Below are 15,759 nucleotides of genomic sequence, written 5' to 3'. Positions count from 1 at the left end.
CCGGGCGGGGGCCGTGCGGGGCCGGTGCGGACCCCCTAGTTGGGCGAGGTCTCGATGACCGCGATCCGCTCGGCGGGCGTCTTGCCCAGCAGCGCGGTCCGCATGGCGATGGCCACCTCCTGCGGGGTGACGGCCTTCTTGGTGCCGTCGGCGCGCTCGATCTGCACCCCGTCGAAGGTCTGGCCGTACAGCCTCTTGATCGCGGCGAGATCGAAGTGCGGCTGGAGCTTGCCGTCGATCGGGCGCATCGAGAGGATCTGCGGCAGCGAGCGGTCCGGGCCGAACTGGATGGTGTGCGCGTCATCCGTCTTGACCGTGATCAGGCCGGACATCGCGGGCTCGGCGAAGGACTTCAGCTTCGCGTTCACCTCGGCCTTGCTGACCGTCGGCCGCTTGGCGACGACCGGCAGGTCGACCGGCTTGTCCTTGCCGGTCTCGGCCCGCTCCCGGTACGCCTCGGAGACGGAGCTGACCGCCTCGTCGATGTCCAGGCCCTGGCCCTCCCGGCCGTAGACGGGGGTGGCCTTGCCGGGCTTGAAGGTGATCGTGCCCTCGCGCGCCGTGCCCGAGTCGCCCGCGAGCCGCCCGAGCGCGTCCCGGAGCTTCTCCTCGTCGACCGTCACGGAGGGCTCGACCTCGTGGGTGCTGCCGAAGAGCGAGCCGATGACCGTCATCGGGTTGTAGTCGCGGCCCGCGACCTCCCGCACGGTGGTCTCGGTGTCCAGGACCAGGCCCGCGACGGACGGCTTGATCTCCTTCTGATCGCCGTCGACGGTCACCTTCAGCGGGGCGTTGATGCGGCCGCCGAGCGCGGTGTCCAGCTTGTCGGTGGCCACCTGCTTGGAGGAGCCGCCGATGTCGACGCCGAGGACGGTGGTGCCGTTGGGCACGTCCGCGTGGTTCATCACCAGGCCCGCCACGTACGTGATCCCGGCCGCGGCCACCACCAGGGCGCCCAGCATGACCAGCTTGGAGCGGCCCTTCTTCTTCGGCTTGCCCTTACCGGCCGCGGGCGCCTTCGGCGCCGGGCTGCTCGGCGGGGCGCTGTCCCCGGTGGGCAGGGCGGACGCGGCGTCGGTGGGCGGGACCACCGGCACCCCGCTGACCAGGGTGTCGCTGGAGACCTGGTCCGGCCCGCTGGGCGAGGTGAACTCGGGGTCGCGGAAGAGCGACCGCGAGGCGTCGGCGCCGCCGAGCGGACCGGCCGGGCCGGGCTGCACGGTCGGGCTCGCGCCCGTGGTGGCGCCCAGGCTGCCGGTCAGCGGCGAACCGCCGGGCGGGGTCGGGGGCTGCCCGGCCGCGCCGTTCAGCGGGCCGACGCCCGAGCTGTCGGACAGCCCCGGGCCGGTCGGCGTGCCGGGCCCTGGCGGGGCCAGCAGGTCCTCGTCCCGCGCCGGGGCGCCCGGCATCCGCATCTCGCCGGTGACCGGGCCGGTCGTCGGGCCGCTGGGCTCCGGCGCCCCGGGGTGGCCGCCGGGGCCCGGGGAGTCCGTGAAGTACGGCAGATCGGCCTGCGTTCCGCCGCCCAGGGTCGGCGCGGGGAACTGCTGGGTGGTCTCCGGTGCCGGGGGCAGCGGGGTGCTCTGGGTGGTCGAGGAGCCCTTGGGGCGGCGCGGCGGCGCGAACCAGTCGCTGGTCTTCTCGCCGTCGCCCTTGCCGCCCTTGCCGGTCTTCTCGCGGGTCTCGCGGTCCTTGGCGTCCGCGCGGCCCTCGGCGGCCGCCGCGCCCAGCTCCGGGGAGCGGACGGCCTCGGGCCGGGGCGTGGCCCCGGTGTCCTCCGCGTCGTCCTCACCGGAGCGGGGAGCGGGCACGCTCTCCCCGTCGACGGTCTTGCGCATGACGACCGGCGGAATGGGCCGCGAACCCGGGATGTTGATCCGGATGCGGGTCGTCAGAGTGGTTTCGGTCTTCGGATCCTCCGGCTTGGCCGCGGTATGCGCCTCACCGTCACCGACGCCGCCCTGAAGGGCCTCCGGCGACGGGGTCAGGCGGGATCCGTACGGCGGGGTGCCCGACGGATAGGCGGCACCGCCGCTACCCCCCCGGGCCCCGGAGGACGAACTGTCAGATTCACGGCTCAAAGCAGGTTCTCCCAGTTAGCTCCGCCGCCCGTCAGACCTCGCGCGGGCGGCTCGGCGGCGCGCACCACCATACTGGGCGCCGCGGTCGCGTACTTGACGGCCGCCCCAAGTGCGCACCGGGTGGATCCCTAGTGCGCTGGCGGAGGAACGTACGAGGCCCCGGGAACATCGCGCCGGGTCCCGGGGACGTCACGCCGTAAACGTCACGTCACTTACCAAGTCGGGCTGCCAGGAGGCCCGGTTGCGACACCACCGGCAGGGTGGCACACATCACACCGAGGAACATGCCGCCCAGCAGGAATACGTACGACCCCGCGCCCGCGCCGAAGAGGAAGTCCCCTTCCGGACGGGCGCTGGTGAGCAGCAGGACCACCAGCGTCCACGCCCCGGCGGGCAGTCCGCCGCCCAGCCGCCGGTCGGTCGCCTTGACGCCGCCGTAGCAGACGGCCGCGACGCCGAGCAGCGCGAGCAGCAACCCGCCGGGGAACCAGAGCCCTTGGACCACCGCGCCCGCGATGCCGGTCAGCGCTCCGAGGGCGGCGAGAGCCGCGTATCCCGCGAGCCGGGCGGCCGTCATGCCGTCACCCCCGCGAACAGGTCGTCCTCGCGCTCCGCCGCCGGCTCGCCCTTGGCCAGCAGGTAGTGCTCGTGGACGAACAGCGGCTGGCCCAGGTCGTTGGAGAGCGCGAAGAAGGGCGCGTCGACCGCGATCTGGGTGGCGTGGGCGCGCATCGCGGCCGTCTTGGCGTCGGCGTACGCGGCGCCGTCGATCACCGCCGAGACCTCCGCGTCGTCCACCACGCCCGGTACGTCCTCGGCGGTGGCGACGCCGGGGAAGGGGGCCTCCTCGCCCGCCGCCCGCAGCCTGGCGAAGCCCTCGTCGAGGGCCGAGCGCGGCACGCAGTTCCAGTAGACCTTCGCGATCGCGTGCGGATCGCCCAGGTCAGGGCGGTAGACCGGCTCGGCGGCCAGCTCCGCGGCGCGCATGGCGACGCGGTGCGCCTGGATGTGGTCGGGGTGCCCGTACCCCCCGTTGGTGTCGTACGCCACCAGGACCTGCGGCCGGATCTCGCGGATCACGGCCACCAGGTGGGAGGCCGCCTCGTCCGGGTCGGCCTGCCAGAAGCAGTCGGGGCGGTCGTTCTGCGGGGCGCCCATCATGCCCGAGTCGCGGTATCTGCCCGGACCGCCCAGGAAGCGGTGGTCCCGGACGCCCAACGCCTCCATGGCCTCGGCGAGTTCACCGATCCGGTGGGTGCCGAGGGTGTCGTCGCGGTCGGCGGCGAGGTGGGCCAGGGCTGCCGGAATGACCTCGCCTTCTTCACCGAGGGTGCAGGTCACCAGGGTGACGTGGGCACCCTCGGCCGCGTACTTGGCCATGGTCGCGCCGTTGTTGATCGACTCGTCATCCGGATGCGCGTGCACCAGGAGCAGACGACGGGCGGGAAGAACGGTCATGAGCACAGCCTACGATTCGCCCACCGGTGCCCGCGGACCGCGGGCCCGGGCCCCCTGGGCCGTCGTCCGTGCGCTGTCAGCGGCTCACAGCTTCACGTCGCCGATCATGTTCGCCACGTTGGTGGTGAGGTCGTCGATCGTCGGGGCGACCGACGAACTGGCGAGGTAGAAGCCGAGCAGCACACAGACGAGCGCGTGCGCGGTTTTCAGCCCGGCCTTATTGACGAGCATGACGACGATGATCAGCAGCAGAACAGCCAACGAGATCGAGAGCGCCACAGCGACTCACCTCCAGGAACACGCGCTCGGACAGACAACATATTGATGCCACACGGGGCCTACCCACTATGCGCAATCGATCATAACTATCGGCGCGTGCGCACGAGTCGGTGCACGGGAGCATGACAGGGGCGCATGCCTGATCGCACGAAGTGCCGCTTGGCCAGGGGGACTTCCCGCTGGTTATCCGCCATCTCACCGACTGAGAAGCTGGCTTGTTCTGGCCGCAGGACGGCCGGACCGTGCCCCTGGCAAGGGGCACTCCGACCGCCCTTCCTCCATGGTCCGCGCCCCCGACGCGTGTACCGGCCAGTACGCCCCTCGTGATCTTCAGGACCCGTACGCTCGCCCTATGACCGGACAGCTCTCCTTCCCTCGGCAGCACGCCCGCACCCAGCGCTTCACGCTCGGAGCGCCGCGGGCCTTCACCGTGGCCCCCGACGACTCCCGCGTGGTCTTCCTGCGGTCCCGTGGCGGCACCGACCGGGCGGGCCTGCTGTGGGTGTACGACGTCGCCGGGCGGCGGGAGTACCCGGCCGCCGATCCGGTGGCCCTGCTCGGCGGCGCGGACGAGGAACTGTCCGCCGAGGAGCGGGCGCGCCGTGAGCGCAGCCGCGAGGGGTCGGCCGGGGTGGTCGGCTACGCGGTGGACCAGGCGGTGGAGACGGCGGCCTTCGCCCTCTCCGGGCGGCTGTTCGTCTCCGATCTGATCGGCGGCGAGGCCCGTGAACTGCCCGTTCCGGGTCCCGTCGTGGACCCGCGCCCCTCCCCCGACGGCCGCCATGTCGCCTACGTGACGGGCGGCGCGCTGCGCGTCACGGGCACAGAGGGCGACGGCGACCGGGCGCTCGCCGAGCCGGAGGCTGACACCGTCACCTACGGTCTCGCCGAGTTCATCGCGGCCGAGGAGATGGACCGCACCCGTGGCTTCTGGTGGTCCCCGGACAGCGACGCCCTGCTGGTCGCCCGGGCCGACGACGCCCCCGTACGCCGCTGGTGGATCGCCGACCCCGCGCACCCCGGCCAGGCGCCCACCGAGGTCGCCTACCCGGCCGCCGGGACCGCCGACGCCGAGGTGCGGCTCGTCCTGCTGGGCCTGGACGGCTCCCGTACGGAGATCGAGTGGGACCGGCAGCGCTACCCCTACCTCGCCCGGGTGCACTGGTCGGCCTACGGTCCGCCGCTGCTCCTCGTCCAGGCCCGGGACCAGCGCAGTCAGCTCTATCTGGCCGTGGACCCGGCGACCGGACGGACCCGCACCGTGCACGTCGACGAGGACGCGGTATGGCTGGATCTTTTCCCCGGCGTGCCCGTCTGGACCCCCGACGGGCGGCTCGTCCGGATCGCGGACGAGGGCGGCGCCCGGGCCCTGATGGTCGGCGACCGCAAGCTCACCTCCGGCGCCCTCCAGGTGCGCGCGGTCCTCTCGGTCGGCGAGGACGACGTGCTGTTCTCCGCCTCGCCCGGCGCCGAGGCCGCGCTGCCCGAGCAGCCCGGTGAGATCGACGTCTACCGCGCCTGGTTCCGTGGCAGCGGCGACCAGGGCGGCTGGGAGCCGGTCGGCAAGCGGCCGTTCCCCGCCGTGCACTCCGCCGTGCGCGGCGACCGGCTCATCGCGCTCGCCTACGCCGGTACGGACCGTCCCGGCGCCCGGGCGGAGCTGCTGCGGGCCGCCGACCACGGCGCCACGGAGACGGTCGCCGAGATCGCCTCGTACGCCGAGACGCCCGTCATCACCGCGCGCCCGCAGCTCACCTTCGCGGGCAAGAACGACATCCCGTGCGCGGTGCTCCTGCCGACCGGGTACGACGAGGGCGACGGGCCGCTGCCGGTGCTGATGGACCCGTACGGCGGACCACACGGCCAGCGCGTGGTCGCCGCCCACAACGCGTACGTCACCTCACAGTGGTTCGCCGACCAGGGCTTCGCGGTGATCGTCGCCGACGGGCGCGGCGCCCCCGGCCGCTCCCCCGCCTGGGAGAAGGCCGTCCGCGACGACCTCGCCGCCATCACCCTGGAGGACCAGGTCGAGGCGCTGACCGCGCTCGCCGGGCGCTATCCGCTGGACCTCGGCCGGGTCGCCATCCGCGGCTGGTCCTACGGCGGCTACCTCGCCGCTCTCGCCGCGCTGCGCCGCCCCGACGTCTTCCACGCGGCGGTGGTGGGCGCGCCGGTCATCGACTGGCGGCTGTACGACACCCACTACACCGAGCGCTATCTGGGCCATCCCGACGAGCAGCCCGCCGTGTACGCGGCGAACTCGCTGGTGACGGACGAGGGGCTGTCCGGCGTGGCGGAGGGCCCGGCCCGGCCGATGATGATCATCCACGGGCTGGCGGACGACAACGTGGTCGTCGCCCACTCGCTGCGGCTCTCCTCGGCCCTGCTGGCCGCGGGCCGCCCCCATGAGGTGCTGCCGCTGTCCGGGGTGACGCATATGACCCCGCAGGAGCAGGTGGCCGAGAACCTGCTCCTGCTCCAGGTCGACTTCCTGAAGCGGTCGCTCGGGCTGAGCTGACGCACCGGCCCGGCGCCGGGCTCACCAGCCCGGCGGCGGGGACGGCGGAGGCGGCGGCGCGGTGGGCGGACCGGCCGTGGGCGGGGCGCTCGGCGGCGGCGGTGCGTAGCCCGGCGGAGCGGCGGGCGGCGGTGCGTAACCGGCGCCACCGGCCCCGCCGTAGCCGTCGTACGTCCCCGAGCCGTACGCACCCGAGCCATACCCCCCGGGGCCGTACGCACCCACCCCGTACGCCGGGGCCGCGATACCCGGCTCGCCGCGCCGGGCCAGCGCGAGCAGCACCACCAGCCCCACGACCAGCTCGAAGAACGCGGTCAGCACCGACAGCACGCCGACCGTCGGCAGATCATCGAGGTGCTCGATGTACTCCATCTTGCTGTAGAGCGAGATCTCGCTCACCCCGCCCGCCAGCACCAGCGCCGCGGCCACCATCCCCAGCGGCCGCGCCAGCGGCGCCCGGCCCAGCGCGGCCACAGCGGCCGCCAGACAGAGCGCGACCAGGGCCCAGACCTCCCACGCGGCGGGCGGCGAAAGCAGCGTGACCAGGGTGTGCTTGCCGGTCAGCTGGTACTTGTAGATGTCCCAGTCCGCCTTCTCCGCCCAGTAGATCTGCCAGGCGCCGAGGACGGCCCCCGCAGCCCCCAGCAGCAGCGCCCCCGTCACCGCGGCCCCCGGGCCCGGCCGCCCGGGCGGCTGGTCGGCGGGCAGGGCGCCCGGCGCGCCGGGATACGCGTCGGCGGGCCGCCGGGCGGTGGCGACGGTGGCCAGCAGCAGCGCCCCGAGCACCACCCCGGCCCATGCGCTCAGGTTGGCGCGCGTCTTGAGGTCGTCGGGTATGCCCTGCATCCAGTCCGCGTTCAGGTTCCACAGGCTGGGCAGCCGCAGCACCAGCGTCACGGCCGCGACCGTGCCGAGCGCGCGCGCGGCGGCCGGTGAGCGCAGCGCGGCGATCCCGGCGGCGACGCACAGGACGAGCAGGACCAGATCGAAGAGGGAGGAGCCGAAGAGGCTCCCGGAGGCCCGGAACGGCATTCCGGACCATGTCCACCACAGATGGCTCGCCTTGTCCGCCTTGTCCAGGTCCCGCACGATCCACGCCAGCGAGATCATGCCGAGTACCGCGCAGACGAGTGCGCCGAAAACACGCGCTCCGCGTGTGAGTATCCGTCCCTGCCCCATAGCCGTAGGTTTCCCCCATCTCGCACCCCGGGCAACCGTCGCGAGACGAAGAAGCCCAAAGAAAGCCGAAGACGTGCGCGGATCGTGACCCGCCCGCCCCTTGACCCGGTTGCGCGTGCGTTGCGAAAGTCCGCTCAACCCGCCGTGCTCAACCTGCCACGACGCGGGTAGATACACCGAGTTGACGGTTTGTGTGACGCGGCGGATCACCATGGGGGGCGTACGCGATGACGAGTCCATCCCAGCTCACCGTGGCCGGGAAGACCGCCCCGGCCCCGGAGGGCGGGCAGCCGACCGGCTTATCGCCGCGCCAGCTGATGTGGCGGCGCTTCAAGCGCGACCGCACGGGCGTGATCTCCGCGTTCGTCGTGCTGTTCTTCTTCGCCGTCGCCGTGCTGGCCCCGGTGATCTCCGCGCTGTACGGCAAGGATCCGTACACGACGTACGGCCTCGACCGGCCCGAGCTGCTGGATCCGCTCACCGGCTATCCGATGAAGCCCAACGGCGGCATCGACGGCGAGTTCTGGTTCGGCATCGAGCCCAAGCTCGGCCGGGACGTGCTGACGCAGCTGGTGTACGGCATCCGCACCTCGCTGCTGATCGGGCTGGCCGCGACGGTGCTGTCCACGCTCACCGGCATCATCATCGGCGTCGTCGCGGGCTATCTGGGCGGGCGCACGGACTACTTCCTGGGGCGGCTGATCGATCTGCTGCTGTCCTTCCCGCAGCAGCTGTTCTTCGTCGCCTTCATGCCGGTGGTCACCGCGCTCGTCAGCCCGCAGAAGGAGACCCCCACCTATTTCCGGGTGACGGCCCTGGTCACGGTGTTGTGGCTGCTGGGCTGGATGCAGCTGGCCCGGCTGCTGCGCGGTCAGGTGCTGTCGCTGCGGGAGCGTGAGTTCGTCGAGGCCGCGAAGGTGACGGGGGCCTCGCCGTGGCGGATCGTCCGCAAGGAGCTGCTGCCCAATCTGGGCACGCCGATCCTGGTGCAGTCCACCCTGATGCTGCCCGCCTTCGTGACGACGGAGGCGGCCCTGTCGTTCCTCGGCGTCGGGGTGGTCGAGCCGACGCCCGACTGGGGCCGGATGTTCGCCAAGGGCGCCAACTTCTACGAGGGCGACATCACCTACATGTTCTTCCCCGGCATCGCCATGGTGATCTTCGTCGTCGCCTTCAACCTGCTCGGGGACTCGGTCCGGGACGCCATGGACCCGAAGACCACGCGTTGACCAGCACCACCCTTCCGTCCGACCAGGTCCAGCGAGGCAGGTGCATCTACCACCATGACGTTGAACATGACGTTGAACAGCAGGCCCAGAGCGCGCGGCTACGTCGTCGCCCTCGCCGTGGGCGCGCTGGCGCTCTCGGCGTGCAGCAGCGGCGGCGGCTCGGCCCCCAAGGAGTCCAAGGAGCCGGAGATGAAGGCCCAGGGGATCACCCTGGGCAGCGCCGCCGACTCCGCCGGGCCCGCCAAGGAGCTGCCGGGCGCCAAGAAGGGCGGCACGGTGTCGGTCCTCCAGCGCGACGCCTTCGAGCATCTGGACCCGGGCCAGATCTATGTCAGCGATGAGCTGATCATGCAGACCCTCTACAACAGGACGCTGACCAACTACCGGATCGACGACAAGACCGGGAAGGTCACGCTGGTCGGCGATCTGGCCACCGACACCGGCAAGTCCTCCGACGGCGGCCGGACGTGGACGTACACGCTCAAGGACGGGCTGAAGTTCGAGGACGGCTCGCCGATCACCTCCAAGGACGTCCGGCACGCCGTCGAGCGGCTGTACGCGCCGTATCAGACCAACGGGCCGACGTATCTGCAGCAGTGGCTGTCGGGCGAGGGCCAGAAGTACCGCAAGGCGCTGCCGGACGGCCCGTACAAGGGCAAGCACCTGCCGAAGTCGGTGCTGGACACACCGGACGAGAAGACCGTCGTCTTCCACTTCGACCAGCCGCGCGCCGAGGTGCCGTTCGCCGTGGCCATGCCCAACATCGGGGCGGTGCCGCCGGGCAAGGACACCAAGGAGAAGTACGACAAGGCGCCGGTGGCCAGCGGTCCGTACAAGGTCAAGAACTTCAAGGCGGGCAAGGGCATCCAGTTCGTCAAGAACGAGCACTGGGACCCCAAGACCGATCCGATCCGCCATCAGTATGTGAACGCCTTCGATGTCTCCTTCGGTCATCAGTGGGTGGATTCCACTCGCCGTCTGGTGGCCGACAAGGGCGCCGACAAGAACGGCATGACCTGGACCAACGCGGTCGACCCCTCACAGATATCGGCGGTCCTCAAGAACAAGGACGCGATGGCCCGGTCGATGACCGAGACCCAGCCGTATGTGGACGTCGTCTCGATCAATACGGACCGGGTCAAGAACAAGAAGGTGCGCGAGGCGATCGCCTGGGCCTTCCCCAGCGGTCAGTACCTCCAGCAGTTCGGCGGCCCCAAGGGCGGTGAGGTCGCGGGCGGCCTGGTCGGCCCGACGCTCAAGGGCTACAACCCGTCGTTCGACCCGTTCCAGAAGAAGAAGTACCCCGGCGGCAACGCCAAGAAGGCCAAGGAGCTGCTGAAGGAGGCGGGCGAGGAGGGGTACGAGCTGGTCTACGCGTACGGCAACGGCGACACCCACCAGGACGCCTCGGTCGTCGTCCAGCAGGCCCTGGAGCGGGCCGGGTTCACGGTCCAGAAGAAGGAGATCGACCAGACCACCTACTACAGCCAGATCGGGAAGGTGGACAACACGTACGACCTCTACCGGTCCTCCTGGTCCGCCGACTGGCCCTCCGCCTCGACCGTCGTCCCTCCGGTGTACGGCGGAAAGAACGTCTACAACGACTCGGCGAACTACAGCCATCTGAAGGACCCGGCGGTCGACAAGGAGATCGACCGGGTCGCCAAGGTCGGCGACCTGGGCCGGGCCACCACGGAGTGGATGAAGCTCAGCGAGAAGGTCCTCACCGACGAGGTGCCCGCGGTCCCGACCTTCTACAACCGGCTGTTCACCCTCTGGGGCTCCGGCATCGGCGGAGTGAAGTGGAACGCGGTCTACGGGGCCGTGGACCCCACGGCCGTCTTCGTCAAGTAGCCACCGGCACCCGGCCGCGCCGCGCGCGTACCGCCGCGGCGCGGCCGGGCCCGCACCTACCGGAAGATCTCCGACGCCATGCTGAGATTCCTCGCCCGCCGGTCCCTCGGCGCGATCGTGATCCTGCTGCTGATCAGCGCGATCACCTTCTTCCTCTTCTTCGCCCTGCCCGCCGAGCCCGCCCGGCTCGCCTGCGGCAAGAGCTGCGATCCCACCTCGCTCGCGATCATCAACAAGAACCTCGGCCTGGACGAGCCGGTCCCGGTGCAGTACGCGAAGTTCATGGCCGGGATCGTCGCCGGGCGGGACTTCGCGGTCGGGCACTGCGACGCCCCCTGCTTCGGCTACTCCTTCGTCAGCCAGGAGCCGGTGTGGGGCACCATCGTCGACCGCTTCCCGACCACCCTCTCGCTCGCGCTGGGCGGCGCCGCGGTGTTCCTGGTCTGCGGGATCGGCATCGGGATGGTCGCGGCCTGGCGGCGCGGCACCTGGATCGACAAGTTCGTCAGCTCGCTGTCGCTGCTGGGCGCGTCCCTGCAGATCTACTTCGTCGGCGTGCTGTGCCTGGCCTGGTTCGTCAGCGGCCTGGGGATCATGGAGCAGCCCGCCTACCACCCCTTCACCGACAATCCGGCGAAGTGGTTCAGCGGGATGCTGCTGCCCTGGCTGGTGCTCTCGCTGATCTTCATGGCCAACTACAGCCGGATGACCCGCTCCCAGATGGTCGAGCAGCTCCAGGAGGACCATGTCCGTACGGCCCGGGCCAAGGGCCTTTCCGGCCGGACGGTCTTCTTCCGCTACGCCTGGCGCGGTGCCATCGCCCCCATCGTCACCATCTTCGGCATCGACCTCGGCTCCCTCTTCGGCGGGGCGATGGTCACCGAGTACACCTTCACCCTGCACGGCATCGGGCGGCTCGCCGTGGAATCCGTCCAGCTGACCGATCTGCCGATGCTGATGGGCGTGATGCTGGTCAGCGCCGCGGCCATCGTGGTGTTCACCATCCTGGTCGACGCCGCCTACGCCGTCATCGATCCGCGCGTACGCCTCGCCTAGAAGGGCGCCCGACGTGACCACCGAACCCTTCCTGTCCGTACGCGACCTGCACGTCCGCTTCGCCACCGAGGACGGCACCGTCAAGGCCGTGGACGGGCTCTCCTTCGACCTCGAACGCGGCCGGACACTCGGCATCGTCGGCGAGTCCGGCTCCGGCAAGTCCGTCACCAACCTGACCGTCCTCGGCCTCCACGACCCGCGCACCACCACCGTCACGGGCGAGATCCACCTCGACGGGAAGCAGCTGACCGGCGCTCCTGAGCGCACCCTGGAGCGGCTGCGCGGCAACACCATGGCGATGATCTTCCAGGATCCGCTGACCGCCCTCTCGCCGTACTACACGGTCGGCCGCCAGATCTCCGAGCCGTACCGCAAGCACACCGGCGCCTCCAAGCGGGACGCCCGGCTGCGCGCCATCGAGATGCTGGAGAAGGTCGGCATCCCCAACGCGCGGCTGCGGGTGGACGACTATCCGCACCAGTTCTCCGGCGGGATGCGGCAGCGCGCCATGATCGCCATGGCGCTGGTCTGCGACCCCGATCTGCTGATCGCCGACGAGCCGACCACCGCGCTCGACGTCACCGTGCAGGCCCAGATCCTGGACCTGTTGAAAGACCTCCAGCAGGAGTTCGGCTCCGCGATCATTCTGATCACCCACGATCTGGGCGTGGTCGCCAACACCGCCGACGATCTGCTGGTGATGTACGCGGGCCGGGCCGTCGAGCGCGGTACGGTCCGCGAGGTGCTGCGGGCGCCCCAACACCCGTACACCTGGGGGCTGCTGGGCTCCATGCCCCGGCTCTCCTCCTCCGTCGACGAACCGCTCACCCCCATCCCCGGCTCCCCGCCGAGCCTCCTCGCCCCGCCGCCCGGCTGCCCCTTCCACCCCCGTTGCGGCTATACGACGGAGGTGTCCGGCGAGCGCTGCCGCGGCGACCGGCCCGCGCTCCCGGACGGCCGGGGCGCGGCGTGCCACCTGGGCGCCGAGCGGAAGCAGAGCCTCTTCACCGAGCAGATCAAGCCCCGGCTGGGCTAAGGAGCTTTGAGATGAGCATCGAGTCGGGCGCCCCCGAACCCCTCCTGGTCGCAGAGAAGCTGACCAAGCACTTCCCGATCATGGGCGGCTTCCCCTTCCGGCGGAAGGTGGGCGCCGTCCAGGCCGTCGACGGCATCGACCTGACCGTGCACGCGGGGACAAGCTTCGGCCTGGTCGGCGAGTCCGGCTGCGGCAAGTCCACCACCGGGCGACTGCTCACCCGGCTGTTGGAGCCGACCGCCGGGCGGATCGCCTACCGGGGCCGGGACATCACCCACGCGGACCGCGGACAGCTCGCCCCGGTCCGCTCCGAGATCCAGATGATCTTCCAGGACCCGTACTCGTCGCTGAACCCCCGGCAGACCGTCGGCACCATCATCTCCGGCCCGATGGAGATCAACGGCATCCGCCCGCCCGGCGGCCGCGAGGCCCGGGTGCGCGAGCTGCTGGAGACCGTCGGCCTCAACCCCGAGCACTACAACCGCTTCCCGCACGAGTTCTCCGGCGGCCAGCGCCAGCGCATCGGCGTCGCCCGCGCGCTCGCCCTGGAACCCCGGCTGATCGTCGCCGACGAACCGGTGTCCGCCCTCGACGTCTCCATCCAGGCCCAGGTCGTCAACCTCCTCCAGCGGCTCCAGCGCGAGCTGGGCATCGCCTTCCTCTTCATCGCCCATGACCTCGCCGTCGTACGGCACTTCTCGCAGCGCGTCGCGGTGATGTACCTCGGGAAAATCGTCGAGGTCGGCGACCGCGACTCCATCTACCGCCGCCCCCGCCACCCGTACACCCACGCCCTGCTGTCCGCCGTCCCGGACGCGGCCGTGGTGATGGCCGAGGACGACACGGAGGTGTCCCACCGCGAACGCATCCGCCTCGCCGGTGACGTCCCCTCCCCCATCGCCCCGCCCTCCGGCTGCCGCTTCCGCACCCGCTGCTGGAAGGCCCAGGACAAGTGCGCGGCGGAAGAGCCGCCCCTGCTGCGCATCGAGGGCAACCGCGAGGGCCACCTCTCCGCCTGCCACTTCCCCGAGGCCCCCACCACCGAGGCCCGCGCCGAGGACATCGTCCTCGACCCGGCGCTGTCCGCGAACGACGCGCTACGGAAGGGCTGAACGGCTTACGGCTCAGGCGCTCCAGCCGCCACCGACCGCCTTGTGGGCCTCGAAGCCCAGGTGTTCGGCCAGGAAGCGTTCCGCCGCGGTGTAGAGGGCGATCACGTTCTCCGGGTTCTCGATGGCGTGGCCTTCGTCCTCCATGACGGTGTACTCGACGGGGACGCCTCGGGCGCGGAGGGCTTCGACGAGCTGGTCGGACTCGGCGAGGACGACGCGGGCGTCGTTGGCGCCGTGCACCACCATCAGCGGGGTGCGGATCCGGTCGACGCGGCTGATCGGGGAGCGGGCCAGCATGTCGGCCTCCTGCTCCGGGTCGGCCGGGTCACCGACGTACGTGAACCAGTTGTAGGCGAGCATCGGTTTGACGAAGTCGGGCTGGCTGCGCAGGAAGTTGGCCAGGTCCGAGACGCCGACGACATCGACGGCGGCGGCGAAGACGTCGGGGGTGAAGGTGATGCCGACCAGTGCCGCGTAGCCGCCGTACGAGCCGCCCATGATCGCGACGCGGTCCGGGTCGGCGTACCCCTGGTCGACCGCCCACCGCACGCCGTCGATGAGGTCGTCGTGCATCGTGCCCGCGAACTCTCCGATACCGGCCCGGGTGAACGCCTTGCCGTAGCCGGTGGAGCCCCGGAAATCGACCTGCAGCACCGCGCAGCCACGGTTGGCGAAGAGCTGTGCGGCGGGGTGGTACCCCCAGCTGTCCCGGGTCCAGGGGCCGCCGTGGACGAACAGGACCAGCGGCAGCCGGGACGGTTCGATGCCGACCGGCAGTGTCAGGTGCAGGGGCAGGGTCAGGCCGTCGCGGGAGGTGATCGACACCGGGCGCATCGGCGCCAGTGACCCGGGGTCGAGGTGCGGCTTCGCCCGGTGGAGCAGGCGGCTCTCGCCGGTGGCGTGGTCGTAGAGGAAGGTGGCGCCGGGGTCGCGGTCGTGGGTGAAGGCGGCCACCCATCGCTGTCCGCTCTCGTCGGAGGACAGCCCGGCGAGATCGCCGTCGGACAGCTTCTCCAGATTCTCCAGTACGGCGGCGAAGTGCGGGTCCAGCGCGTGGATCACCTGCCGTTCCCCGAGGTAGCGGACTCCGAGCAGCTCACCTGTGCGCCGATCGCGGATCAGCGGGGAGGGCAGGGCGGGAAAGACCTGGGCACGGGTGTCCAGGTCGTATCGCGGGTGGGAGTCGACCTCTGCCTCCTCGCCGGTGGCCAGATCGAGCCGGGCCAGGCGGAGACGGTCGCTCCCCCGGTTCGAGCCCAGCCACACCCCGGTGCCGTCCGGCGTGACCTCCATGGGGAAGGTCCCCAGCGGAGCATGGCCGCCCTCGAACCGCGCCACGGGGTCCAGCGCGCCCGTCGCCCCGTCCCACCGGGACAGCTCGACATCGCCCTCGGCCGTCGTCGCCACCGCGAACAGCTCGCGCTCGCTGAACAGCCACCCGTCGACCTGGCCCCCGGGGCTCCGGGCGAGGGTCGTGAGGTCGCCGGTGGCGATGTCGAGTTCGACCAGGTCGAACCGGGCCCGGTCGCGCAGGTTCAGCTGGGTGATCACCTTGCCGGGCCGCCCGGCGGGCAGGTCGAGGCCCACGGTCCGTACCCCCGGATAGGGCGTGAGGTCCACCGCGGCGGCGTCCGGGTCCGCCAGGTCGACGCGGTAGAGGTGCAGGTTCTCGTCGCCGCCCTGGTCCCGGGAGTAGAGCAGCCACCTCGGGTCACGGGTCCAGTGATAGCTCACCACTCCGCGGTCCTCGGTGGTCACGCACCGCGCGTCGCCCGGCGCGTCGACGCTCTCGATCCAGACGTTCATGCGGTTCTTCCACAGCGCCAGGTACGCCAGCGTCTTGCCGTCCGGCGAGAGGGTGACCCTCGCCCGAGCCGGTGGCCTGAAGAACTCCTCGACGGAGATGGTCCCCCGCGATGCCATGTCGATTCTCCCCTTGCTTGCTTGTCACTTAATG

At 71.3% G+C, this 15,759-nt stretch carries 12 protein-coding genes; 6 read left to right on the top strand and 6 right to left on the bottom strand.

All coding sequences use genetic code 11. The features are described 5' to 3' along the window. Positions 1 to 35: 35 nt before the first annotated feature. The 4 genes from ACWC5C_RS24590 to ACWC5C_RS24575 form a co-directional block, all read right to left on the bottom strand. Positions 36 to 2,081: a hypothetical protein gene (locus tag ACWC5C_RS24590; RefSeq protein WP_450878564.1), complete on the bottom strand. Its 2,046-nt coding sequence runs from the start codon at positions 2,079 to 2,081 to the stop codon at positions 36 to 38. Positions 2,082 to 2,289: 208 nt separating this feature from the next. After that, positions 2,290 to 2,658 carry a DUF6113 family protein gene (locus tag ACWC5C_RS24585; protein WP_385445811.1) on the bottom strand — a complete coding sequence of 123 codons (369 nt, stop codon included), beginning with the start codon at positions 2,656 to 2,658 and terminating at the stop codon, positions 2,290 to 2,292. Continuing rightward, complete coding sequence (mshB, locus tag ACWC5C_RS24580; protein WP_450878562.1) at positions 2,655 to 3,539, bottom strand: N-acetyl-1-D-myo-inositol-2-amino-2-deoxy-alpha-D-glucopyranoside deacetylase; 885 nt, start codon at positions 3,537 to 3,539, stop codon at positions 2,655 to 2,657. The genes ACWC5C_RS24585 and mshB overlap by 4 nt, the downstream gene beginning before the upstream one ends. Before the next feature lie 84 nt (positions 3,540 to 3,623). Further along, positions 3,624 to 3,818, bottom strand: a complete 195-nt coding sequence (locus tag ACWC5C_RS24575; protein ID WP_385445809.1) for a hypothetical protein — start codon at positions 3,816 to 3,818, stop codon at positions 3,624 to 3,626. Between the two features lie 352 nt (positions 3,819 to 4,170). Here ACWC5C_RS24575 and ACWC5C_RS24570 point away from each other — a divergent pair, with 352 nt between their 5' ends. Further along, entirely contained in the window at positions 4,171 to 6,336 is a 2,166-nt protein-coding gene (locus ACWC5C_RS24570) for an alpha/beta fold hydrolase (RefSeq protein ID WP_450878560.1), read from the top strand. Between the two features lie 21 nt (positions 6,337 to 6,357). On the opposite strand, the gene ACWC5C_RS24565 is transcribed toward ACWC5C_RS24570, so the two are convergent. Continuing rightward, on the bottom strand, positions 6,358 to 7,446 hold the full coding sequence (locus tag ACWC5C_RS24565; protein WP_450878558.1) for a hypothetical protein: 1,089 nt from the start codon (positions 7,444 to 7,446) through the stop codon (positions 6,358 to 6,360). 296 nt (positions 7,447 to 7,742) lie between these two features. Here ACWC5C_RS24565 and ACWC5C_RS24560 point away from each other — a divergent pair, with 296 nt between their 5' ends. From ACWC5C_RS24560 to ACWC5C_RS24540, 5 genes are all read left to right on the top strand, one after another. Next, positions 7,743 to 8,744: an ABC transporter permease gene (locus tag ACWC5C_RS24560; RefSeq protein WP_450878556.1), complete on the top strand. Its 1,002-nt coding sequence runs from the start codon at positions 7,743 to 7,745 to the stop codon at positions 8,742 to 8,744. Between the two features lie 54 nt (positions 8,745 to 8,798). After that, entirely contained in the window at positions 8,799 to 10,598 is a 1,800-nt protein-coding gene (locus tag ACWC5C_RS24555) for an ABC transporter substrate-binding protein (RefSeq protein ID WP_450878554.1), read from the top strand. Positions 10,599 to 10,676: 78 nt separating this feature from the next. After that, on the top strand, positions 10,677 to 11,654 hold the full coding sequence (locus ACWC5C_RS24550) for an ABC transporter permease (RefSeq protein ID WP_450878552.1): 978 nt from the start codon (positions 10,677 to 10,679) through the stop codon (positions 11,652 to 11,654). A 13-nt stretch (positions 11,655 to 11,667) separates the two neighbouring features. Then, the gene (locus tag ACWC5C_RS24545; protein WP_450878550.1) at positions 11,668 to 12,690 is read left to right on the top strand and encodes an ABC transporter ATP-binding protein; all 1,023 of its coding nucleotides are present in this window, start codon (positions 11,668 to 11,670) and stop codon (positions 12,688 to 12,690) included. Positions 12,691 to 12,701: 11 nt separating this feature from the next. Beyond that, positions 12,702 to 13,802, top strand: coding sequence for an ABC transporter ATP-binding protein (locus ACWC5C_RS24540; protein ID WP_450878548.1), 1,101 nt, complete (start codon positions 12,702 to 12,704; stop codon positions 13,800 to 13,802). A 12-nt stretch (positions 13,803 to 13,814) separates the two neighbouring features. Here the strand turns inward: ACWC5C_RS24540 and ACWC5C_RS24535 are convergent, their stop codons facing one another. Then, on the bottom strand, positions 13,815 to 15,725 hold the full coding sequence (locus ACWC5C_RS24535) for a S9 family peptidase (protein ID WP_450878546.1): 1,911 nt from the start codon (positions 15,723 to 15,725) through the stop codon (positions 13,815 to 13,817). Positions 15,726 to 15,759 lie beyond the last annotated feature (34 nt).

It is taken from the genome of Streptomyces sp. NPDC001700 (genome assembly GCF_053596435.1).
This window is presented reverse-complemented; position numbering and strand designations above follow the sequence as displayed.

Bases quoted from the DNA above. Each gene is read 5' to 3' on its own strand.
- ACWC5C_RS24585 (WP_385445811.1), bottom strand. From the start codon at position 2,658: ATGACGGCCGCCCGGCTCGCGGGATACGCGGCTCTCGCCGCCCTCGGA.
- mshB (WP_450878562.1), bottom strand. From the start codon at position 3,539: ATGACCGTTCTTCCCGCCCGTCGTCTGCTCCTGGTGCACGCGCATCCG.
- ACWC5C_RS24570 (WP_450878560.1), top strand. From the start codon at position 4,171: ATGACCGGACAGCTCTCCTTCCCTCGGCAGCACGCCCGCACCCAGCGC.
- ACWC5C_RS24565 (WP_450878558.1), bottom strand. From the start codon at position 7,446: ATGATCTCGCTGGCGTGGATCGTGCGGGACCTGGACAAGGCGGACAAG.
- ACWC5C_RS24560 (WP_450878556.1), top strand. From the start codon at position 7,743: ATGACGAGTCCATCCCAGCTCACCGTGGCCGGGAAGACCGCCCCGGCC.
- ACWC5C_RS24555 (WP_450878554.1), top strand. From the start codon at position 8,799: ATGACGTTGAACATGACGTTGAACAGCAGGCCCAGAGCGCGCGGCTAC.
- ACWC5C_RS24550 (WP_450878552.1), top strand. From the start codon at position 10,677: ATGCTGAGATTCCTCGCCCGCCGGTCCCTCGGCGCGATCGTGATCCTG.
- ACWC5C_RS24540 (WP_450878548.1), top strand. From the start codon at position 12,702: ATGAGCATCGAGTCGGGCGCCCCCGAACCCCTCCTGGTCGCAGAGAAG.
- ACWC5C_RS24535 (WP_450878546.1), bottom strand. From the start codon at position 15,725: ATGGCATCGCGGGGGACCATCTCCGTCGAGGAGTTCTTCAGGCCACCG.